Here is a 21271-nt window from a genome sequence, read left to right on the forward strand (position 1 = left end):
GAAACCACCTAATACTGGCTAGGCTTCGAGCAGACCGAGCTGCGGGACGATTTCGTCGCCAGCGGCAGTACGGCCGAGCGAACGCGGGGCCAGATCATCCAGAACCGCCGCAAGATCCCACGGTAGCTCATCACGGCACTCAATGCGCTCCCCCGTCACGGGATGATCGAATGCCACGCGCCAGGAATGCAGGAACTGCCTGGTCAGGCCCTGGTCAGTGCGCGCATCGCACTTGCCGTAAAGCGGATCGCCCACGCAGGCGTGGTTGATATGGCGCATATGCACGCGAATCTGATGTGTGCGGCCCGTAAATAGGTGGCACTCGACGAGGGTATAGCCGTCGTCAAAACGCGTGGAATCAAAGCGCTCGAGGACCTTAAAGGTCGTGATGGCCTGGCGTGCAAAGGGATCATCGGAAACCGCCATCTTCACGCGGTCCCGCGTAGAACGGGCGATACCGGTATTGATAGTGCCCTCGTCCATGGCAATGTGACCGTGAACAAGCGTAATGTAGCGGCGGTCGAGCGTGCGCGTACGGATAAGATTTTGGAGCGCGCGCTGGGTATCGTCGTCTTTAGCCGCGAGCATAAGGCCCGAGGTATCGCGATCCAGACGATGCACGATGCCGGGGCGGTCCTCGCCCTGAACGGTGCCCAGATGGTCGATACCGCAGTGATAGACCAGGGCATTCGCAAGCGTACCGCTCTCATGACCATGCGCAGGATGGCACACCAGGCCACGCTGCTTAGAGAGCACGATGAGATAGTCGTCCTCATAGCGAATGTCGAGCGGGATGGCCTCGGGAATCACGTCGGTCGGATCGTGCGGCTCGGGCAAGTCAACCGAGATGCGGTCGCCGGCGCGCACGGCATACTTTTTTGACAGGCAGGTCTCGCCGTTGACGGCAACGGCGCCGCCTTCGATCAGATGTGCACAGGCAGAGCGCGTAGGGCAGCCGTCATTGGCACCCAGATAGGCATCGAGACGCTGGCCAGCGCAATCGTCAGCAACAAGGATATGGATGTCGGCCATTAGCGCTCATTCCTTTCGCGAATCTTGCGGGCACGCTCCCCACGCTGCTTGGCTTTGCGCTTGGCGCGTGCCTCATCACGGGCATTGAGCTCGGCAGTCGCATCGACTTCGCGGGCCGCAGGGCTCAAGAACATGTAACCAACGAGGGCGAGCACGACACCCACGGTAATACCGATGTCCGCAACGTTAAAGACGGGGAAATCAATGAAGGTAGTGGCAATAAAATCGGTCACGAAGCCAAAAGCAAGACGGTCGATCGCGTTGCCAATGGCGCCGCCCGCAACCATCGCCATGCCCACAACCTCAAGATGGGCGAGCTGGGGTGCACGAACGAGGTACACGGCAATAGCGATAATGACCGCCAACGCCAGCACGGCAAACGCGATACCATGCCCCTCGCCCATGCTAAAGGCAGCACCGATATTACGGACAAATAGAAAGTCAATCACACCGGGGATAACAGTCACATGCAGAGCATCGCCGACGGCACGAACCGCAAGCTTGGTCAACTGGTCAACAAGGAGCACAACGAGCGCTACCCCACCAGCAACACCCAACCGCCAACGCAAAGGCGGCGTCATTTCCCCAGCACGACCCAAATCAATCCCCTACCCTCAAGAACATCGAATTACGTTTAATGCAAATCAATATCTTATATTGACCAGCAACGAAATAGCCGATGATTCGTTACCGACAGCGAAAACCCGCCAGAGCGAGCAAGGTGCCTTGAAGCAAGGCGGCATAGACCTTCTGGTCATGCCGCCGAAGCTGAAAGGCAGATTGCCGCTCTGGCGGGTTTGCAGCGTCGAGCCGTTACGCGGTTTGGTAAAACCGCGTAACTACAGCGCCTCCGCGCAGCGTTTACAGATATGCGCGTGGCCGTTGTACTCGCCGACGGTGGTGCGGTAGTTCCAGCAACGGTCGCAGCACTCGCCCTCGGCAGCCTCGATAGCAACGGAGAGCTCCTCGCCCTGGGTCAGCTCAACATCGGAGACGATGTAGAACTCGGCCAGGTCGACAGCCTTGTCGCCGGTCAGCAGCGCGTACATCTCGGCGGGAACGACCGCCTTGACGCGAACCTGCTGGCTCTTGGTGAAGGTGCCGGCAGAGCGGGCATCCTCAAGGGACTTGGTCACGGCGCTACGGAGTTCGAGCGAAGCCTCGAGCACACCCTCAAACTCATTGGCCTCGTCGACCGTGATGGGCGACTTGTACCAATCGAGCAGCGCGGCGTACTTCTGGTGATCGACGCAGCCGGCGGGCGCATAGGCCATGGCCTCATCGACCGTGTAGGACAGGATCGGCTGCAGGTCGCGCATGAGCATCGAGAAGAGCTCGGCCAGCACGGTCTGGGCGCTGCGGCGCTCGAGCGAGCCGGGCTTGTCGCAGTACAGACGGTCCTTCAGGGCGTCGAGATACACGTTGGAAAGCTCGGTAACCACAAAGTCGTAGAGCGCACGGTAGGCGCGTGGGAACTCATAGCTGGCGTAGGCGTCGTCGACCTCGGCCTGGACCTGGGTCAGACGGGCAACCATAAGCTTGTCGAGCGGCAGCAAGTCGGCAAAGGCGACGCCGTCGGTCTCGGGCTCAAACTGACCCTCGAGCTCGGAGAGCAAGAAGCGCAGCGTGTTGCGGAAACGACGGTAGGCATCGGACGTACGGGCAAGAATCTCGTGGTCGATGGACACGTCGGAGCTGGTGTCAACGGAAGCAACCCACAGGCGGATGATGTCGGCGCCCATCTCGTCACAGACCTTATTGGGGTCGATGACGTTGCCGAGCGACTTGGACATCTTGCGGCCCTGGCCGTCGAGCGTGAAGCCCTGCGAGACGACCGCCTTGTAGGGAGCATGGCCGTTGGCGCCCACCGAAGTGAGCAGCGAGCTCTGGAACCAACCGCGATGCTGGTCGGAGCCCTCGAGATACACGTCAACCGGGTACTCAAGCTCGGGGCGATACTCGCAGACGGCCTTCCAGGACACGCCGGAATCCCACCACACGTCGAGGATGTCCTTATCGGCCTTGAGGTGATGGCCGCCACACTTGGGGCAGACGCAGGCCTCACCCAGGTAGCTCTCGGGAGCGTCGGTGAACCAGGCGTCGGAGCCCTTCTCATGGAAGAGCTTGATGACGGCGTCGAGCGTGGCGTCGTTCATGACCTTCTCGCCGCAGTCGGCGCAAGTGTAGCTGGGGATAGGCACGCCCCAGTTGCGCTGGCGGCTGATGCACCAGTCGGGACGCTGCTCGACCATGGCGCCAATGCGGTTGGCGGCATGGGCCGGATACCACTTGACGTTCTCGCGGACCTCTTTGCCAGCCTGCTCGCGCAAGCCGGTCTTGTCCATCGAGACAAACCACTGGTCGGTAGCACGGAAGAGCACCGGGTGCTTGCAGCGCCAGCAGTGCGGATAGCTGTGCGTGATCTTCTTCTCGAGGACCAGGGTGCCGCGCTCGCGCAGGAACTCGATGATGTGCGGGTTGGCCTCGTCGGTATCCATGCCGCTGAAGGGGCCGCCGGTGCCAAACTCCTCGCCGGTGTAGAACTTGCCGTCGTCATCGACCGGCATGCAAATGTCGGTGATGCCCTCCTTGAGGCAGGCGAAGTAGTCGTCGACGCCGTGACCGGGCGAGTTGTGGACGATACCGGTACCGTCATCGACACCGACGTAATCGGCCAACAGTGCCACGCCCTCAACACCGTCAAAGATCGGCTGCTTATAGTGAATGTGATGGAAGGTCTCGGCGGGAACCACATAGGGCTTGCCGTCGACCACAACCGGGGTGTACTCCCAGCCAAACTCCTCGCAGCACTTGGGAGCCAGGTCCTCGAGCATGACCTCGGCGCGGTCGTCGTGCTCAACGGCGACGTAGGCGGCACCGGGCTTGAGAGAAACTGCCTGGTCGGAGGGGATGGTCCACGGCGTGGTCGTCCAGATGATAAAGTCAACCGGGCCGTCGAAGTTCTCGAGGCCGGCGGGCTTGGAGGTCATCTCAAAGCGCACGAAGATGGAGGGGCTCGTCTCGTCGGAGTACTCAATCTCGGCCTCAGCGAGTGCGGTGTGGCAGTGCTTGCACCAATGGACGGGCTTGTGACCGCGATAGATCATACCCTTATCGAACATGGCCTTGAAGACCTCGATGTCGGCAGCGTCATGCTGGTGATAGAGCGTCAGGTAGGGGTTGTCCCAGTCGCCAAGCACGCCCAGGCGACGGAAGCCGGCCTTCTGCAGCTCGATGTTCTCGACAGCGAACTTGTTGCAAAGCTCGCGGATCTTAGCCGTGGAGGTCTGGTTGAACTTCTCGGTGCCGAGCTTCTCCTCGACCTTGTGCTCGATCGGCTGACCATGGCAGTCCCAACCGGGGACATAGGGAACCTCATAACCCTGCATCATCCAGTAGCGGTTGATCATGTCCTTGGAGATCTTGTTCATGGCGTGGCCGATGTGGATCGGGCCGTTGGCGTACGGAGGACCGTCGTGCAGCACGAACTTCTTGTGACCCTCGTTCTTCTTCAGAACCTGCTCGTAGACCTTGTTGTCCTGCCAGTCCTTGAGTCGCTTGGGCTCGGACTTGGAAAGACCGGCACGCATGGGAAAACCGGTCTTGGGCAGATTCATCGTCTGCTTGTACTCGTTTGCCACGGTAACCCTTTCATGTCGTGGGCGCGCACGCCCTCTGGGCACCAAAAAAGCGCCCGTCCCTGCAAGCTGGGACGAAGCGCCACAAACGGGCCGCACGCCCGCAAAAGCTCTTCGCTTAACCACCCAGCTTAGATGCCCTCGCCCGCGTATTCGCGCGCTCGCATCCGTTACTCGGCTGGCCTGTATCGACGACCATCTCGGCGATGTCTACTAAGACGTGCCTATGCGGCACGTCCGTTGGGACCGCAGCTCCGGGGTGATTTTCATCGGTCGCAAGCACGGGTTCTCAGCGCTCCCCGCTCTCTGTAGCATGCGGATGGCCGACTACTCGTCCCCATCAACGCTTATGCGGAGTATGCTAGCACGTTCCGCGCCGGCGAAAAACCCTCAACACTGGTTTTATACGTTCGAAATTTCTCGCCATTACAGCCCTTCTCTAGGAGCAAAATACCTGAAAGCACTCTATCGAACGAAAGAAGGTTGCTATGCGCACGATTGGAATGAGCGACTATACCGTCGGCGAAGACTGCTTTGACGAACTGCCCGGCGCGCTGGCCGAATACGGAGCGACCAAGGTCGCGATCATCGGTGGCAAGCGGGCACTGGCCGCAGCTCTTCCCGGCATTGAAGCTGCACTGGCAGGTACCGACGTCGAGATTCTGGAGACGCGCGTCTATGGCACCAACAGCACGCGTGCCAATATCGCCAAGGTCGTGAACTCCACCGCCTGTCAGGAAGCTGACGTGCTTATCGCATGCGGCGGCGGCAAGGCGCTCGACACCGTCAAGACCGCAGCCATCGAGCTCAAGAAGATCGTCTTTACGGTGCCGACGATTTGCTCTAACTGTTCCGCCGCGACCGCCATTGCCGTTGTCTACAACGACGATGGCTCGCTCGAGGGCTATTCGTACCCCAACCGCCCTGCGCACATCTTCATCAACCCCAAGATAATCGCCGAGGCTCCGGCGGAGTACTTCTGGGCTGGCGTGGGCGATGCCCTATCCAAGCAGCCCGAGGTCGAGTACGCCACGAGCGCTGGCAACCTGGAGCACACCGCTGGACTTGGCCTGGCACTCGCCCATACCTGCTCCGAGCCGCTGTTTACCTATGGCGTCCAGGGTCTAGAGGACGTGCGCCAGGACCTGTCGAGCGAGGCCGTCAAGCAGATCGCGCTCGACATCGTGGTCAACACGGGCTACGTCTCCAACCTGACCAACCAAAACGATTACTACTACAACTCGAGCGTTGCACATGCGTTCTACAACGCCACGTGCAGCATTCCGCGTGAGGGCACCTACCTGCACGGCGAGGTCGTGAGCCTGGGCGTGCTGGTCCTGTTTGCCTATACGGGCGACACCGAGAACCTTGAACGCTACGCTGCCTTTAACAAGCAGATGGGCCTGCCCGTGACGCTTGAGCAGGTCGGGCTTTCCGAGGCAGACATCCCGGCCCTGTGCGAGTTCGCACACGCCACCAACGAGTGGAAGCAGGGAAACCCCGAGCCCTTCACCGACGAAAAGTTCGCCGCCGCCATCAAGGCCGCCAACGCCTACGGCCACTCTATCCTGGCCTAACCGACCAAAACCGCCACAATGGGGACAAGCACCTTTGTGGCGTTTTTTATTGCCGTAACATGCTCGAGTCGAATTCGCTTGCCGGGATCACACGATAGCCGTGGCGCAGGAGCAGGTCAACGAAGACACCGTTACCTGTTGTGAGCGTGCCGCTGAAGGATCCGTCGTAGATATGGTCCACGCCGCACGACGGACTGCGATCCTGCAAAATGCACGCAACGATCTCGGACGGGCCGCCCGCTTGCTCGCACATATCGAGCGCACGTTGAGCGCCCAGACGAAATTCGCGATCGACCGAAATGCCCTCGCAGGTACGAACTTCTCCGTTCACAATCTCGGACGGCTTGCGCGGCGTGGGCAGGCCCCCAAAGACCTCAGGGCACACGAGGAGGACCTCGGTCCCCGTGCGCTCGCAAGCCTCGACCAACGCGCGGTGGTAGTTATCGAGCCCGTTATACTTGCAGCTCTCGCCCATCAAGCAGGCGCTCACCACGATCTTCATTTCCATCCCTCTCAAGCAAAACGCCCCATTTGAGAAAGCTGCTCAAATGGGGCGTCGGCGTTTACTGGCTCGGCCGCGGCGTTACTGCTGCTTGGGCATCAGCGGATTCTCGCGCGTGAGGAGGTTCATGAACTCCTCGCCCGTGATGGTCTCCTTCTTATACAGATAACGAGCCAGCTCGTGGAGCTTAAACTTGTTCTCCTTCAGAATCTGCAAAGCGCAGTCGTGCGCATCCTCGATCAGCTTGGCGACAATCGCGTCCACGCGCTCGGCCGTACCGGGGGCGCAGGTGAGCGACGTGTCCTGATTGAGATACGCGTTCTGCACGGTACCGAGCGCCATCATGCCAAACTCGTCGGACATACCAAAGCGCGTCACCATATTACGGGCGAGCTTGGTAGCCTGCTCGATGTCGTTGGCGGCGCCGGTCGTCATCTCTCCAAAGATGAGCTCCTCGGCTGCGCGGCCACCGCAATAGACGGCGAGCTTGTCCAAGACCTCCTGGCGCGTCGTCAGGAAGCGCTCGTCCTCCTCGACCTGCATGGTATAACCAAGAGCACCGCTCGTGCGCGGCACGATGGTGATCTTCGTGACCGGCGCAGAGCCCTTCTGGCGAGCGGCAACGATGGCATGGCCGATCTCGTGGTAGGAAACGACCTGCTTCTCGTGGTCGGACAGCACCGTGGACTTACGCTGTTGGCCGGCAATGACGACCTCCACCGACTCCTCGAAGTCGTCCTGGGTTGCACGCTTGCGACCCTCGCGAACGGCGCGCAGGGCGCCCTCGTTGATGATATTGGCCAGGTCGGCGCCCGAGGCACCGGGCGTGGCGCGGGCAATCGCGGTCAGATCGATCGGCGGCTCGGTCTTCACACTCTTGGCGTGGAGCTCGAGGATGTTCTTACGGCCGGTCAGATCGGGCAACTCGACGGGGATGCGGCGGTCAAAACGACCGGGGCGCAACAGGGCCGGGTCAAGGCTGTCGGGGCGGTTGGTAGCAGCGAGAACGACAATACCCTTGTGGTTATCGAAGCCGTCCATCTCGGTCAGCAGCTGGTTGAGCGTCTGCTCGCGCTCGTCGTTGCCGCTAAAGCCGCCGCCGTCACGCTTCTTACCAATGGTATCGATCTCGTCGATAAAGACGATGCACGGGGCCTTTTCCTTGGCCTGCTTAAACAGGTCACGAACCTTAGCGGCGCCGCGACCAACAAACATCTCAACGAACTCAGAGCCCGAAATGCTAAAGAACGGAACACCGGCCTCGCCGGCAACAGCCTTGGCAAGCAGGGTCTTACCGGTACCCGGAGGGCCAACAAGGAGAGCACCGCGCGGCAGCTTGGCGCCGATCTCCTCGTAGCGCTGCGGCTTCTCCAGAAAATCGACGACCTCCTTGAGGGATTCCTTGGCCTCTTCCTGGCCAGCGACGTCCTTAAAGGTCACGCCCACATCCTTGGAAGCGATCACACGCGCTCCGGACTTGCCCAGTCCACCGCCGCCAAAACCGCCACCGCCAAAGTTCATCGACGGGCCGTCATCACCCATGGCCTTCTTCATGCGACGATTGAGCCACCAACCGATGAGGAAGAAAATCGCCATGGGAAGGATGAGCGTGAGCAGGTAGTAGGTCATCAGACCCGAGTTTTTATCGGGAACGACCGACTCCAGGGACGCACCGGATTCAAGCACGCGATCGGTAAAACCCGCATCATTCGGCACACCGGTCGTCTTGTAGGCGATGTTCTCGTCCTCGCCCTTCTTGGTGTAATAAATCGTGTAATCGTCCGTGTTGTACTCGACCTTGTCGACGCTCTTCTTATCGAGCGCTTTAACAAACGTCGAGTAATCGGTCTTCGTAATCTGCTGCGTGTGACCGATGTTGGGGAACAGAACGGTCGAGAGCACGAGGTAGACGACGAAGGCGATGAGCACGTAGAGGATCATATTCCGTCTACGTTTGTTGTCATCCATCTCCATCTGCTTGAACTCCATCTACTGGGGTTGATAATGCTTTCTAGAATACCCAACCCGGACGGCGATAAACCGACGCCGGGCACGAAAGGACAGAGATGGCATCACTGGAAGTCGGCAAGGTTCAAATCTATACGGGCGACGGCAAGGGCAAAACGACGGCTGCGCTGGGGCTCGCGCTGCGCGCCACGGGCTATGGACTGAACGTGCTCATGCTTCAGTTTGCCAAGAAGCTGCACTGCGCCGAACATGATGCAGCACCTCGTTTGGGGCTACGCATCGTACAAGCCGACCTTGACACGCCCGAGGCTTGCGCCGCGCAGATCATGGAGCTCGCATGCGAGCAGATTAATCAGGTAGACATGCTGATCATGGATGAGCTGGGAGAAGCGATGCGCCGCGGCTTTGTGACGCGTGAGGATGTGGAGGGGCTGATCGCGCTGAAGCCTGCCACCACAGAGCTCGTGCTCACCGGCCGGGGCTTGCTGCCCCTCGCGAACCTCGCCGACCTTGTCACCGAAATGCGCCCCATCAAACACTACTTCGACGAAGGACTCCTAGCCCGCCAAGGCATCGAATACTAGCCATTGGGGACGTCCCGAATGGCTAGGCGGTGGCGCGGCCTAGCCAGTTGCCACTGTGGTGGTAGATGGTGAACATCGTGGCCGTGATGAGCCAGGTTACGGGGTAAACCAACAGCAGGTGCTCAAGAGACGGATCGAAGGGCATGATCGCAAACACCCAGATCACCCTGAGCACGACGGTGCCAAAAATCGTGAGCAGCATGGGCTGTAAGCTAACACCGGCACCGCGAATGGAGCCCGACGCGTTTTCGATAATCGAGAAGATCGCGTAGAACGGCGCGATGAAATGAAGAATCGTCGTGGTGTACGACGATATCGAAGCATCGTCGACAAACAGACGCGACAACGGACCCGAGAACACCAGCAGCACGGCAGACAGACCACCAATGAGCATAAACGACAGCACGAGCGACGTGTGATATCCCTTGCGCATTCGCTCGTAATTGCGCGCGCCAAAGTTCTGCGCCGAGAACGTAGTGATCGATACGCCGAGCGCCTCGGTCACCATCCAGATAATGCCATCCAGGCGCCCAGATAGACCCCAAGCAGTCGTGACATCGGCGCCAAACGAATTAACCGACACCTGGATCAGCACGTTCGAGATCGAATAGGCAGCCGATTGAAAACCGAGTGGCAGACCACACGAGATCATACTCTTGCAAATACCGCGATCGATGCCGAGCTTAGACAGCGAAAGACGCCATGCACCCGGAGCGCGCATCATGCGCAACACGATCATCGTTGCATTGGAGCAAATGGTCAGAGCCACTGCGATGCCGCAGCCCAACGCCTCCATATGCAACACAGCGACAAAGATGATATCCAGCACCACGTTAACCAGGCAGCCAGAGGCAATGATCACGGCGGGGCCGCGCGTGTCGCCCACGGCACGCAGCAGTGCGGTTCCCATATTAAGCAGCAGTGCCGCAACCATCGCGGCAAAATAACAGCGAGCATAGGCCACGCCCTCGGCCAATAGTTCATGCGGCGTGTTCATAAGCACCAGCATGGGCTCAACGAACACTATGCCAAGAATCGAGAAAACGATACCACCCACCAGCGCGAGCGTCATGGCCGTATGGACCGAACGACTCAGTCGCTCATCATCGTGCTGGCCAAAATACTGACCGGTAATGACCGCGCAGCCGGCACCGACGCCAACGCAAAAGCCAATGCAGAGCTCGGTGAGCACCATCGTGGCTTGAATGCCGCCCAGTGCGAGCTTACCGCCAAACTGGCCGACGATATAGGTACCGATAAGCGTGTAGGCCTGCTGAAAAAACGAGCTAAAGAAGATGGGAACGCACAGCGAAAGCAGCTGCTGCCAAATGACACCCTGCGTTACATCGATAGCCGTAGTTTTCTTAGCCACACGCCCTCCCCAAAAGCGCACGTCAACCGACAAAACAGCAAATTAAGACCAAAGCCAATACCAGCTTAGCACCGACCGGCGTCGACCGAAACACCCCGATTCAGAGCCCGGTGCGAACTATCTACCTAGTGATACAGCCCCGGCTGGTAGTGATACTCATTGCTCACATGCGGGCACAGCTGCCAAAAGGCGACGGCACTCGCCGCGGCCACGTTGAGTGAATCGACCCCGTGCGCCATCGGAATACGCACGGCCCGGTCACAGCCCGCGATGGTCTTGGCGCCCAGGCCGGCACCCTCGGTGCCCATAAAGATCGCCAGTCGATCGATCTCCTGCAGCGCAGGATCGTCCAGCGAAACGGAATCATCCGTCAACGCCATGGCGGCACAGGAAAACCCGGCATTGTGCAGCGCAGCCAGGCCATCGTGCGGCCATACGCGCACCTCGCTGCCAATACGCGTCCACGGCACCTGAAAAACCGTGCCCATGCTCACACGGGCAGAACGACGATATAGCGGATCACAACACGTAGGGCTCACCAGAATACCGTCAACATTCAACGCCGCCGCCGAGCGGAAAATCGCGCCCACATTGGTATGGTCGACAATGCCCTCGAGCACGCACACGCGCACCGGACGCTCCCCCGCCGCCTCGACGACGCCACCCAAGAACTCATCAACCGGAATCTGTCGCGGGCGACGAAACGCCGCGAGCGCACCGCGCGTCACGTTAAAGCCCGTCAACTGCTCCATGAGCTCCATAGAGGCCACGAATACAGGAACCGGATCCGCGCCCTCGCGCACAACCAGGCGCTCAAACAGCGGCATCATCTGGTCAAGCCAGCGTTCGCCCAAAAGAAAGCTCACCGGCTCGTATCCGGCACGCACCGCGCGCTCGATAACCTTGGCACTCTCGGCGATAAAGATGCCCTTTTGCGGCTCCAGCACGCAGCGCAGTTCGCGCTCGGTAAGTCGCACGTAGGCATCGAGCCGCTCGTCTTCGAGCGAATCAATTCGCAGAACCTCAACGGCATCAGTCATAGCAGCCTGCCCGCACCCTTCTTTACAGCACATCTATACCAAACGAGGCGACGCTAAGCGCCGCCCCATGCATTCAATCAACCTGATGATACCGTTCGCGCCAGACGATTTACGCCTCAACACGACGATATGTCACGAACTCATAATCGAGGCCCTCGTCACCCTCACCGGCGGCAATCGTCGCCACCCCGCTACGCTGAGCAATCTCCCACGCAGGGTCGGCATCCAGGTCGGGAAAATACGTATCCACCGTATGCACGCAGTGGTTATGCGTGACCTCGGCCTCGACGCAATACGGCAAAAACTGCCGATAAACATCACCACCACCGATCACCCACGCAACGGGCTCGTCGGCTACCGCGGCGAGTGCTTCGTCAACGCTATGCACCACGTCGGCGCCCTCGGGGGCAAAGCCCTCGTCGCGGGTGAGCACGATATTGCGACGGTTCTTGAGCGGACGCCCACCGGGAAAACTCAGCAGCGTCTTGCGCCCCATAATGACCGGGCAACCTTTGGTGCACGCCACAAAATGGCGCATGTCAGCACGATTGGACACCACCATGTCGCCCTCGCACCCAATGCCCCAATCGTCACACACAGCAACGATGGCAGAAAGCTTACACGTCATGAGCACCACCTACACCGCAATGGGAATGTTCTTGACCTGCGGGCCGTGCTCGTAGCCCTCGACGATCAGGTCATCGGTCGTAAACGCGTAAAAATCGTGCACATCGGGGTTAAGCGTTACCTTAGGCGCCGCAAACTGCGGACGCTCGATAAGTTCGCGAACGATATCGACATGACGATCATAGATATGGGCGTCGGCGATCACGTGCAGCAGCTCACCGGGAATCATATCGACCGACTGCGCGACCATCATCAGCAAAATGGCGTACTGGCACACGTTCCAGTTGTTCGCGGCCAAAATGTCCTGGCTGCGCTGGTTGAGAATCATGTTGAGCGTCGGCTTGTCGTCCTGAGGACGCTGCGTCACGTTATAGGTCACGCTATAGGCGCACGGATAAAGGTGCATCTCGGACAGATCGCTAAACACGTACGTATTGGTCATAATGCGGCGACTATACGGCGTGTGCTTAAGGTCGTACAGCACACGGTCCATCTGGTCGAAGTCGCCCTCGGCGTAATGGCTCTTCTGACCAATCTGATAGCCGTAGGCTTTACCGATGGAACCGGTCTCATCGGCCCACTCATCCCAGATATGGCTGTTGAGATCATGCACGTTATTGGACTTCTTTTGATAGATCCACAGAATCTCGTCCATGGCAGACTTAAGCGCCGTACGACGCAGGGTGAGCGCGGGGAACTCCTCGCGCAGGTCATAGCGCGCCGTGACACCAAAGTTTTTAATGGTATAGGCAGGGGTGCCGTCCTCCCACACCGGACGGACCTTTTGGCCCTCGGTGGTGGTGCCATGGTCCAAGATATCGCGGCACATGGTTACAAACTGTTGATCAGCTTTGCTCATTGACCCTCCTGTCAGTCGCCTACAAGCGAGATTCATTGTAGCCCAGGCGCACGCGGCCCCACAGCCCAAACATAAGCCCTCATTTTCTGACATATGCCAGAAATTCCTTGCGCAAATCCGCACGTTCGCTATTCTATTGTTGACATATGTCAGATTTGGAGAGTGTATGGCTGGAAGACGCGAAAAACTGCGCCGCGTCGGGATCATCCCCGAATATCGCGGCTTTACCCCCGATGGCCTTGCCAGCGGAGACGCTATCGATATGACGGTCGATGAGCTCGAAGTACTGCGCCTGTGCGATCTGGAGGGCCTCAATCAGGAGGCCGTCGCCCTGCACATGGGCATCGCCCGCGCCACGGTGGCGGCAATCAGCAGTCGCGCGCATCGCAAGGTGGCAAACGCGCTGGTCAATGGACGGGCGATCGTCATCGAAGGCGGCAACATCGCGTACTCCCCCATCACCACGACGACGGCCGCATGGCCAGCAAAGGAGGTCGGCACCATGAGGGTGGCAACAACGTACGACAACGGCAACATCTTTATGCACTTTGGCCGCAGCGACCAGTTCAAGATCTACGACATCCAGGATGGCAAGGTGCTCAACGAGCAGGTCGTAGGCACCGGTGGCACCGGCCACGGCGCCCTGGCGGGCCTGCTTGCCAACGGTGGCGTTGACACGCTCATTTGCGGCGGTATCGGCGGCGGCGCTATCAACGCGCTTGCCCAAGCCGGCATCACGGTCTATGCGGGCGCCCAGGGCAGCTGCGATGCCTGCGTCGAGGCCCTCATTGCCGGCACGCTCGCACAGAACGGCGAGGCCACCTGCGACTGCCATGGACATGATCACGAGCACATCCACGAGCATGGCGAGTCCTGCGGCTGCCACGGTCACCACGACCATGACGGGCACGAAGGCTGCGGCTGCCACTAGCGGCAAGCACCTCGTCGAGAATGCGCTTCCACGCGTGCGACAACCAGCGAACAAACGGCTAAGGCCGCCTGGAATACCATCCAGGCGGCCTTAGCCATACACGACTCAATCAAGCCGTTACTTCTTATTACGCATCTGCGCTTCCATCTGGCGCAGCAGGTCCATATCGGACTTGGGGCCGCCCGTTCCCAGGCCGCCCATGCCGCCCAGGCCCATGGCATCCAGGCCGGGAATATTGGGCATGCGCATCTTCTTGCCCTTCTTGCCCTTCTTGCCCTTCTTGCCGCCGGCCTGTGCCTGATTGGCCATCGTGCGCATGCGGCCCATCATCTTGTTCATCTCGCCCCACTGCTTCATAAGGCTATTGACCTCTGTGGGAGTCACGCCGGCGCCCTTGGCAATGCGGGCACGACGCTGGCCGTTAATGATGGAAGGACGCAGACGCTCCTCCTTGGTCATCGACATGATGATGGCCTCGTTCTTGTCGAAGATGCCCTCGTCCAGGTTGCCGCCCATCTGGTTAAGCGCACGCTGGCCGCCGGGGAGCATGCCCAGGATGCCCTTCATGCCGCCCATCTTCTTGACGGCCTTCATCTGGTCGAGCATGTCGTTCATGGTGAAGCCCTCGCGCAGCATGCGCTCGGCAGCCTCGAGCTGCTCGGCGTCGGCTGCCTCCTGGGCCTTCTCAATGATGCCGACAACATCGCCCATGCCCAGAATGCGCTTGGCCATACGATCGGGATAGAACGGCTCCAGCGAATCGGGCTTCTCGCCCATGCTCACGAACTTGATGGGCTTACCGGTCACCTGGCGCACGGAAAGCGCGCCGCCGCCACGGGCATCGCCGTCGAGCTTGGAGATGATCACGCCGTCAAAGTCGGTACGCTCGGCGAAGGTCGAGACGACGTTGACAATATCCTGGCCGGTCATGGCATCGACGACCATCAGCACCTGATCGGGCTTGACGGCCTTCTTGATATCCACGGCCTCCTGCATCATCTGCTCGTCGATCTGCAGACGACCGGCGGTATCGACGATGACCACATCGCGCAGGTGGTCGACGGCCTCCTGGATGGCACCCTTGGCGATGTCGACCGGGTGTGCACCGTCGCCTCGGAAGACCGGGACACCGATCTCTCCGCCGAGCGTGGCAAGCTGGTCGGCAGCGGCGGGACGGTAGACGTCGCACGCGGCGAGCAGCGGCGAGCGGCCCTGCCTCTTGAGCAGGTAGGCCAGCTTTACGGCCGCCGTAGTCTTACCGGAGCCCTGCAGGCCCACGAGCATGATGACATTGGGGATGCGGTTGCTAAAGACGAGCTTGCTCTCGGTGGAGCCGAGCATCTCGGTGAGCTCGTCGAGCACGATCTTGACGACGTTTTGCGCCGGCGACAGCGACTCCATGACCTCGGCGGTCATGCAGCGCTCCTTGGTCTTGGCGACGAACTCCTTAACGACCTTAAAGTTAACGTCGGCCTCGAGCAGCGCCATGCGAATGTCGCGCATGGCAGAGGTGATATCGGCCTCGGTCAGCTTGCCCTTGCCGCGCAGGCGGTCAAATGTGTCGTTGAGGCGATCGCTCAGTGAATCAAACACTAGTCACTCCTTAGTTGGACTCGCCCACCAGGGCGCGGCAGAAATCTTTGGCGTTAAACTCCTGCAGGTCATCGACCTGCTCGCCCACGCCAACGCGCAGAATCGGGAGCTTGAGCTTCTCGGCCACGGCCATGGCGATACCGCCCTTTGCCGTTCCGTCGAGCTTTGTCATGATAATACCGTCCAGGCCCAGCGCCTCGTTAAACTCGAGCGCCTGGTTCAGACCGTTCTGGCCGGTGGCGGCATCGATCACGAGCACGACCGAGACGGGCATGGGGCCGGCGGCCATATTGGCAGCGCGCTTACGCGTCACGTTAACCACCTTGGCAAGCTCGCGCATAAGCTCGGGGCTCGTGTGCAGACGGCCGGCGGTGTCGATAAGCACCAGGTCGCTGCCGCGCTTGTCGGCCTCGTCGAGCACGTCGTAGCAAACACTTGCCGGGTCGGAGCCGCGGTCGCGCTTGATGACGGGGACGCCGGCACGCTGACCCCACACATCAAGCTGCTCGATGGCGGCTGCGCGGAACGTATCGGCAGAGCCGATCACCACGTTCTTGCCGCGGGCGGCCATGGCGCTCGCGATCTTGCCGACCGTCGTGGTCTTGCCGGCACCGTTGATGCCCACAAACAGCACGCAGCTCGGCGTATCGGAGAACGGATCGCGCTCGATGGGCACAAAGTGCTGCTCGAGCTGCTCGGCCAGGGCACGACGAAGCTGCGGAGCGGTCTTGAGGTTCTTCTTGGCCGCGGCATCGCGCAGGTCATCGGACACCTTGATCGCGACCTCGGCACCCATGTCACCCATAACGAGGGTGTCCTCTAGGTCCTCCCAAAAATCCTCGTCGACCTCGCCGCCAAAGTAAAAGACCTCGTTGAGGGCCTCGCGGCTGTGCTCAAGTCCGCGCGAGAGAGCATCGAAGAATCCCATTATGCATTCACGACCTTTCCGGTTTCGCGATCGAGTTTTTGCGAGACGACGCGACTGACGCCGTCGGCTTGCATCGAGACGCCGTAGAGGACGTCAGCGTCCTCCATAGTACGGCGCTGATGCGAGATAACCAAGAGCTGCGTATCGGAACGCAACACGTCGAGCGCGCCGATGAGCTTGGACAGGTTGGCGTCATCGAGCGCCGCCTCGACCTCGTCCAGCACATAGAACGGCACCGTGCGCGTGCGGTACACGGCAAAGAGCAAGGCGAGCGCCGTCAAGCTCTTCTCGCCGCCCGACATGAGCATCATCTTGGTGATGCGCTTGCCACGCGGCTGCGCCACGACCTCGATGCCCGTCTCGGCCGGATGCTCAGGGTCGGTCATCTCCAGATGCGCCTGGCCACCCGGGAACAGCATGGCGAAGATCTCGCGGAAGTTCGCATCGACCTTCTCAAACGTCACCAGGAACGCCTTGCGCATCTTGCGATCAATGGCCACCGTGATCTTGGTGAGCGCCTTGCGCGCGCTCTCCAGATCGGCCAGCTGCTCCTCGATGTAATCGGCGCGGCGCTTGAGCTGCTCGTACTCCTCCATGGCAACTTGGTTAACGGGACCAAGGTTGTTGATCTGGCGCACAAGCTGGTTGAGTTCGCGCTCGGCGGCATCGCGGTCCGTGGGCGCCGGAAGCATGAGCGCTTCCTCGAGTACCGTGGTGCCATCGGCGGTAATGGCCTTAATGGCGGCCTCTACCTGCACCTCGAGCTTGCCACGCGCGACCTTGAACTCGTTTTGCGCGGCGGAGGCGGTATCGACTCGCTCCTTAGCGCGGGCAACCTCTGCCTTGGCATCCTCGATGGTCTTCTTGAGCGAAGCGGAGTCCGCCTCCTCCAGAGAGGCCTGGTCACGCAGGCGCGCTGCCCAATCCGACGCGCGTTCCAACAGGGCAGAATAGCGTTCGTGCATAGGGTCGACGCGCAGGCGCAGCAGCTCGAGCGAGCGCGAAGCCTGGCGTGTTCCGCGGATACGACGGTCGATGCCCTCAAGACGATGCTCAAGGTCGGGCACGCGGCCCTTCAGCGAACGCAGGCGCTCGCTCGTCTGGGCCAGACGCACCTTGGCATCGGCAAGCTTACCGGCGGCCTCGGAGTCATCGCGGCGAACACGGTCGAGCTCGTCGTTGGCCTCGGCAATCTGCAAGCCCAGATCGCTTGCCTGCGCACGGGCCTCGTCACGCGAACGGGTGAGCTCGTCAACGCGCGGGCGCGCAGCACGAACGGCCTCAGCGGCCTGCTCGCGGCGCTTGGAAATGCGCACGCGCTCGACCTCGGCATTGTTGGCGCTTTGCTCCAGGCGGCCGATCTCGGAGAGCAGCGAGCGGCGCTCGCCCTCAAGGCGGGCAATCTCACCGGCGGCATCGCCCTCGGCGACACGCGCTTCCTCAACGGCCGCATTGGCCTCGACGACCTGATCCGACACATGCTCAAACACGGCAGCAAGATCGGGCTCCAGGCCCTCCAGTTCGCGAATGCGACGCTTGCGCTCCAAGGCACCCGAGGCCTCGCCTGCATCGAGGCCCACGCGCACCAGGCCGCCACAGCTTACGCGGGCTCCATCGGGAGTCACATAGGTCACACCGTCAACGACCGGCGCCGACAGCGCGGCAGAAAGATCGTCCACGACGTAATAGCCGCCGAGCAGCGCCTCGACGACGGGTCCGTAGCCTGCGCGCACGGACAGACGATCAACCAGACGGGTACCGGCAGCGCCCTCGGCGGCAGCAGAGCCACTCACGCCGCGCGCCACCAGCAGCGCCTCACCCGAGGCCTTCTTCTGGTCCAGAGCGGAACGACCGGCACGCTCAAGCGCAGACGTATCGTCGAACAGCAGCGCATCGATATCGCCGGCAAGTAGTTGCTCCACCAGGCCCTCAAGCTCGCGCGGGGCCTCGAGCACGTCGCCCAGACGACCCGAGACATCGTCGCCCAGCGCACCCACCAGACGGCTCACGAGCGGCGAGCTGTCGGCCATGCGGGCATCGAGTTTCTTTTGGCTGGAAAGCTCCGAGCGCACCTCGGACAACTTGTTGCGCGCCTCGCTCTCGCGGGCACGCAGGTCCTTCAGGGCTGCACGGGCGACCTCGGTGGCCTCACGCGCATCGGCCTGGGCCTGGCGCGCTTCCTCAAGAGCGCCCTCAAGCTCCTCGGCGCGGTCGCGACGGCTCTCGAGCGAGGCCGTGACCTCCTCGAGCTGCTCGTCAATCTGCTCCAGGCGCGAGGCATACATGTTGTCCTCGACCTCGGCATTGCTCAAGGAATCCTTCACCTTGGCGAGCTCGAGCGCGGCGTTATCGGCCACGCGCTGCACATCGCGTTGCTCTCGCGTAAGCTGCGAAATCTGATTGTCGAGCGCCACGCGCCGCTCGTGGAGCTCAGCGGCGGCAGGACCAGCGGCGTCAACGTCCTCCTGGGCTTGCATATGCGCACCGGTCACTTCCTCAAGCTGCGCACGCGCGTCCTTGAGCTCCTCGACCACGCGACGACGCTGATGCTCGGAGCTCGAAATCTGACCGCGCATGTCAGACAGGCGCGACACCATGTTGTGGCCCTTTTCCTCGAGCAGGCGCATGTCGGAGTTAATGCGGCCGACCACATCTTGCATATGACGGCGTTGCTCGCCCAGGTCGCCCACAAACAGGCCCTTTTCCTCAAGCATAACCTGGAGCTTCTCGAGCTCGCGCTCCTTTTCGCCCATGCGGTACTGCGCAAGCTCCAGCTCGGCAGCACCTTCCTTGGAGCGGCTCTCCAGGTCGTTCCACTGCGACTGCAGCGAACGAAGCTCATCGACAGCCAGCATCTGCGTAAGCTCGTTCGCGCGCGAGGACAGCTCTTTGTACTTGCGCGCGCGATCGACCTGACGCTCCAGCGGTCGCAGCTGACGGGCGATTTCCTTATTGATGTCGCGGGCACGCGTCAGGTGCTCGTCCATCGACTTAATCTTTTTGAGCGCACGCTCCTTGCGGCGCTTGTGCTTGGAAATGCCGGCGGCCTCCTCGATGAGGGCGCGACGCTCCTCGGGGCGGCTCTGCAAAATGGCGTCGAGCTTGCCCTGGCTGATGATGGAATGCGTATCCTTGCCTAGGCCCGAATCGTGCAGGATGTCCTGAATGTCCATCAGGCGGCACGGACTCGAGTTGATGAGGTACTCGCTTTCGCCCGAGCGATACATACGACGGGTGATGGCAACCTCGTCAAAATCGACGGGCAGCATATGGTCCGAGTTATCGAGCACCAGCGTGACTTCGGCGACACCCACCGGCTTGCGCGCTGACGAGCCAGAGAAGATGACATCCTCCATGGCCTGGCCGCGCAGCTGCTTGGCACTCTGCTCGCCCAGGACCCACAGAATCGAGTCAGAGATGTTCGATTTTCCCGAGCCGTTAGGACCGACGATGACGGTCAGGCCTGGCTCAAACGTCATATGGGCGCGGTCGGCAAACGACTTGAACCCTTTGAGCGTGAGGGACTTGAGATACACGGTTCCTCGCTTACACGTGCTTCTTGTTCAGAATCACGCCGTTGGTGGTGTAACCCATGCGGTCGAGCGCTTCAAGCGCGGCAGCTCCCTCGGCTTCCTTCTTTGAGGAGCCGGAGCCGCGACCCTGGCGAATACCATCGATCAAAACCACAGCGGTAAAGGTGGGCGCATGCGCCGGGCCCTCGGAGCCAACGAGCTTGTACGCCGGGGGCTCGTGACCGTCGGCTTGCACGCACTCCTGCAAAAACGACTTGGGGTTCGCAGGATGCTCGGCACGCTCGGAAGCCAAATGCGGCTTAAGCGTACGGTGAATGAACTCCGCCGCAACGTCCCAGCCGGCATCCAGGTACAGCGCGCCCACGAGCGACTCATAGACGTTCTCGAGCGCCGAATGCAGGCCGCGCGCACCGGTACCGGTCTCGGAGGCACCAAAGATGATGATGTCGTCGATGCCCAACTCGTGAGAAACCTCGGACAGCGTGGCGCCCGAGACAAGCGACACCTTCAGGCGCGTGAGCTTGCCCTCGTCAAACTCCGGATAGGACTCAAAGAGCGAACGGGCGACGACGGCGCCCAAAATGGAATCGCCCAAGAACTCAAGGCGCTCATAGCTGGCAGAAACCGGCTGGCCCTCGACTGCCGAGGGATGCGTAAGCGCCGCGCGCAGCAGCACCTTATTATTGAACTCATGGCCCAGGATTTCCTGGGCACGCGTAAGTCGTTCAGACAAAGCCAAGACCTAGGCCTCCCTGGCGTTTTCGATCGCGTCGACGGCGTCGGCGACAGAGTTGAGCGAGAGCAGAGTCTCGTCATCGATCTCGAGGTTGAACTCGTCCTCGATAGCCGTAACCAGCTGCAGGCGCTCGAGCGAGTTGGCATCGAGATCGTCAAAGGTGGTCTCATCGCTAATTTCGGCAACATCGACGCCCAGAACGTCAGCAGCGACCTCGGCGATCTTGTCGAAGATTTCGGAGCGGTCCATAGCGCTTCCTCTCATAGTGAATGAATACCAAAAGAATGGTACCGCCCGGGCGGTACCAAGACACGGTTCTGATTCTACCCCACGAAGCAGGCCGCGAGGCAC

General features: G+C 60.8%; 17 protein-coding genes. 3 read left to right on the forward strand and 14 right to left on the reverse strand.

Annotated features, from left to right (window positions below; all coding sequences use genetic code 11):
- Window positions 1-18: 18 nt before the first annotated feature.
- The 3 genes from ABHT90_RS01375 to ileS all read right to left on the reverse strand — a co-directional run bounded on the left by ABHT90_RS01375 (window position 19) and on the right by ileS (window position 4649).
- Entirely contained in the window at window positions 19-1032 is a 1014-nt protein-coding gene (locus ABHT90_RS01375) for an RluA family pseudouridine synthase (protein ID WP_346981357.1), read from the reverse strand.
- On the reverse strand, window positions 1032-1559 hold the full coding sequence (gene lspA, locus ABHT90_RS01380; RefSeq protein WP_346981358.1) for a signal peptidase II: 528 nt from the start codon (window positions 1557-1559) through the stop codon (window positions 1032-1034). The genes ABHT90_RS01375 and lspA overlap by 1 nt, the downstream gene beginning before the upstream one ends.
- Window positions 1560-1871: 312 nt before the next feature.
- Window positions 1872-4649, reverse strand: a complete 2778-nt coding sequence (gene ileS, locus ABHT90_RS01385; RefSeq protein WP_346981381.1) for an isoleucine--tRNA ligase — start codon at window positions 4647-4649, stop codon at window positions 1872-1874.
- Window positions 4650-5158: 509 nt separating this feature from the next.
- On the opposite strand from ileS, the gene ABHT90_RS01390 reads away from it, so the two are divergent.
- The gene (locus tag ABHT90_RS01390) at window positions 5159-6247 is read left to right on the forward strand and encodes an iron-containing alcohol dehydrogenase family protein (RefSeq protein ID WP_346981359.1); all 1089 of its coding nucleotides are present in this window, start codon (window positions 5159-5161) and stop codon (window positions 6245-6247) included.
- A 46-nt stretch (window positions 6248-6293) separates the two neighbouring features.
- On the opposite strand, the gene ABHT90_RS01395 is transcribed toward ABHT90_RS01390, so the two are convergent.
- Together ABHT90_RS01395 and ftsH are read right to left on the reverse strand one after the other, a co-directional pair.
- Window positions 6294-6749, reverse strand: a complete 456-nt coding sequence (locus ABHT90_RS01395; protein ID WP_346981360.1) for a 2-thiouracil desulfurase family protein — start codon at window positions 6747-6749, stop codon at window positions 6294-6296.
- A gap of 81 nt (window positions 6750-6830) precedes the next feature.
- Window positions 6831-8723 carry an ATP-dependent zinc metalloprotease FtsH gene (gene ftsH / locus ABHT90_RS01400; RefSeq protein ID WP_346981361.1) on the reverse strand — a complete coding sequence of 631 codons (1893 nt, stop codon included), beginning with the start codon at window positions 8721-8723 and terminating at the stop codon, window positions 6831-6833.
- A 92-nt stretch (window positions 8724-8815) separates the two neighbouring features.
- Between ftsH and ABHT90_RS01405 the strand changes: the two genes are divergently transcribed.
- Window positions 8816-9301 (forward strand): cob(I)yrinic acid a,c-diamide adenosyltransferase, encoded by a 486-nt coding sequence (locus ABHT90_RS01405; protein WP_346981362.1) that lies wholly within the window; start codon window positions 8816-8818, stop codon window positions 9299-9301.
- A 22-nt stretch (window positions 9302-9323) separates the two neighbouring features.
- Here ABHT90_RS01405 and ABHT90_RS01410 read toward each other — a convergent pair whose 3' ends face one another.
- The 4 genes from ABHT90_RS01410 to thyA form a co-directional block, all read right to left on the reverse strand.
- Window positions 9324-10673: an MATE family efflux transporter gene (locus tag ABHT90_RS01410; RefSeq protein ID WP_346981363.1), complete on the reverse strand. Its 1350-nt coding sequence runs from the start codon at window positions 10671-10673 to the stop codon at window positions 9324-9326.
- Window positions 10674-10798: 125 nt separating this feature from the next.
- A complete protein-coding gene (locus ABHT90_RS01415) occupies window positions 10799-11713 on the reverse strand; it encodes a TrmH family RNA methyltransferase (RefSeq protein ID WP_346981364.1) in 915 nt (304 codons plus the stop codon).
- Between the two features lie 109 nt (window positions 11714-11822).
- The gene (locus ABHT90_RS01420; RefSeq protein ID WP_346981365.1) at window positions 11823-12341 is read right to left on the reverse strand and encodes a dihydrofolate reductase; all 519 of its coding nucleotides are present in this window, start codon (window positions 12339-12341) and stop codon (window positions 11823-11825) included.
- Window positions 12342-12350: 9 nt separating this feature from the next.
- Window positions 12351-13199: a thymidylate synthase gene (gene thyA / locus ABHT90_RS01425; protein WP_055309513.1), complete on the reverse strand. Its 849-nt coding sequence runs from the start codon at window positions 13197-13199 to the stop codon at window positions 12351-12353.
- A 166-nt stretch (window positions 13200-13365) separates the two neighbouring features.
- On the opposite strand from thyA, the gene ABHT90_RS01430 reads away from it, so the two are divergent.
- Entirely contained in the window at window positions 13366-14130 is a 765-nt protein-coding gene (locus tag ABHT90_RS01430; RefSeq protein ID WP_271748263.1) for a NifB/NifX family molybdenum-iron cluster-binding protein, read from the forward strand.
- 117 nt (window positions 14131-14247) lie between these two features.
- Here ABHT90_RS01430 and ffh read toward each other — a convergent pair whose 3' ends face one another.
- The 5 genes from ffh to ABHT90_RS01455 are packed head-to-tail and all read right to left on the reverse strand — an operon-like array spanning window position 14248 to window position 21169.
- Window positions 14248-15723, reverse strand: a complete 1476-nt coding sequence (ffh, locus tag ABHT90_RS01435; protein WP_346981366.1) for a signal recognition particle protein — start codon at window positions 15721-15723, stop codon at window positions 14248-14250.
- Window positions 15724-15733: 10 nt separating this feature from the next.
- Window positions 15734-16651 carry a signal recognition particle-docking protein FtsY gene (ftsY, locus tag ABHT90_RS01440; RefSeq protein WP_346981367.1) on the reverse strand — a complete coding sequence of 306 codons (918 nt, stop codon included), beginning with the start codon at window positions 16649-16651 and terminating at the stop codon, window positions 15734-15736.
- Window positions 16651-20187: a chromosome segregation protein SMC gene (smc, locus tag ABHT90_RS01445; RefSeq protein ID WP_346981368.1), complete on the reverse strand. Its 3537-nt coding sequence runs from the start codon at window positions 20185-20187 to the stop codon at window positions 16651-16653. The genes ftsY and smc overlap by 1 nt, the downstream gene beginning before the upstream one ends.
- A gap of 10 nt (window positions 20188-20197) precedes the next feature.
- Complete coding sequence (gene rnc, locus ABHT90_RS01450; RefSeq protein ID WP_055286400.1) at window positions 20198-20923, reverse strand: ribonuclease III; 726 nt, start codon at window positions 20921-20923, stop codon at window positions 20198-20200.
- A gap of 3 nt (window positions 20924-20926) precedes the next feature.
- The gene (locus tag ABHT90_RS01455; RefSeq protein ID WP_055309519.1) at window positions 20927-21169 is read right to left on the reverse strand and encodes an acyl carrier protein; all 243 of its coding nucleotides are present in this window, start codon (window positions 21167-21169) and stop codon (window positions 20927-20929) included.
- Window positions 21170-21271 lie beyond the last annotated feature (102 nt).

The sequence above is a fragment of the Collinsella aerofaciens genome (assembly GCF_039758815.1).
In the GTDB taxonomy this organism is placed as follows: Bacteria; Actinomycetota; Coriobacteriia; order Coriobacteriales; family Coriobacteriaceae; genus Collinsella; species Collinsella aerofaciens_BP.

Bases quoted from the DNA above. Each gene is read 5' to 3' on its own strand.
- ABHT90_RS01415 (WP_346981364.1), bottom strand. From the start codon at position 11,713: ATGACTGATGCCGTTGAGGTTCTGCGAATTGATTCGCTCGAAGACGAG.
- ABHT90_RS01390 (WP_346981359.1), top strand. From the start codon at position 5,159: ATGCGCACGATTGGAATGAGCGACTATACCGTCGGCGAAGACTGCTTT.
- ftsH (WP_346981361.1), bottom strand. From the start codon at position 8,723: ATGGAGATGGATGACAACAAACGTAGACGGAATATGATCCTCTACGTG.
- ABHT90_RS01430 (WP_271748263.1), top strand. From the start codon at position 13,366: ATGGCTGGAAGACGCGAAAAACTGCGCCGCGTCGGGATCATCCCCGAA.
- ABHT90_RS01405 (WP_346981362.1), top strand. From the start codon at position 8,816: ATGGCATCACTGGAAGTCGGCAAGGTTCAAATCTATACGGGCGACGGC.
- ABHT90_RS01375 (WP_346981357.1), bottom strand. From the start codon at position 1,032: ATGGCCGACATCCATATCCTTGTTGCTGACGATTGCGCTGGCCAGCGT.
- ftsY (WP_346981367.1), bottom strand. From the start codon at position 16,651: ATGGGATTCTTCGATGCTCTCTCGCGCGGACTTGAGCACAGCCGCGAG.
- ABHT90_RS01455 (WP_055309519.1), bottom strand. From the start codon at position 21,169: ATGGACCGCTCCGAAATCTTCGACAAGATCGCCGAGGTCGCTGCTGAC.
- thyA (WP_055309513.1), bottom strand. From the start codon at position 13,199: ATGAGCAAAGCTGATCAACAGTTTGTAACCATGTGCCGCGATATCTTG.
- ABHT90_RS01395 (WP_346981360.1), bottom strand. From the start codon at position 6,749: ATGAAGATCGTGGTGAGCGCCTGCTTGATGGGCGAGAGCTGCAAGTAT.
- ABHT90_RS01420 (WP_346981365.1), bottom strand. From the start codon at position 12,341: ATGACGTGTAAGCTTTCTGCCATCGTTGCTGTGTGTGACGATTGGGGC.
- ileS (WP_346981381.1), bottom strand. From the start codon at position 4,649: ATGAATCTGCCCAAGACCGGTTTTCCCATGCGTGCCGGTCTTTCCAAG.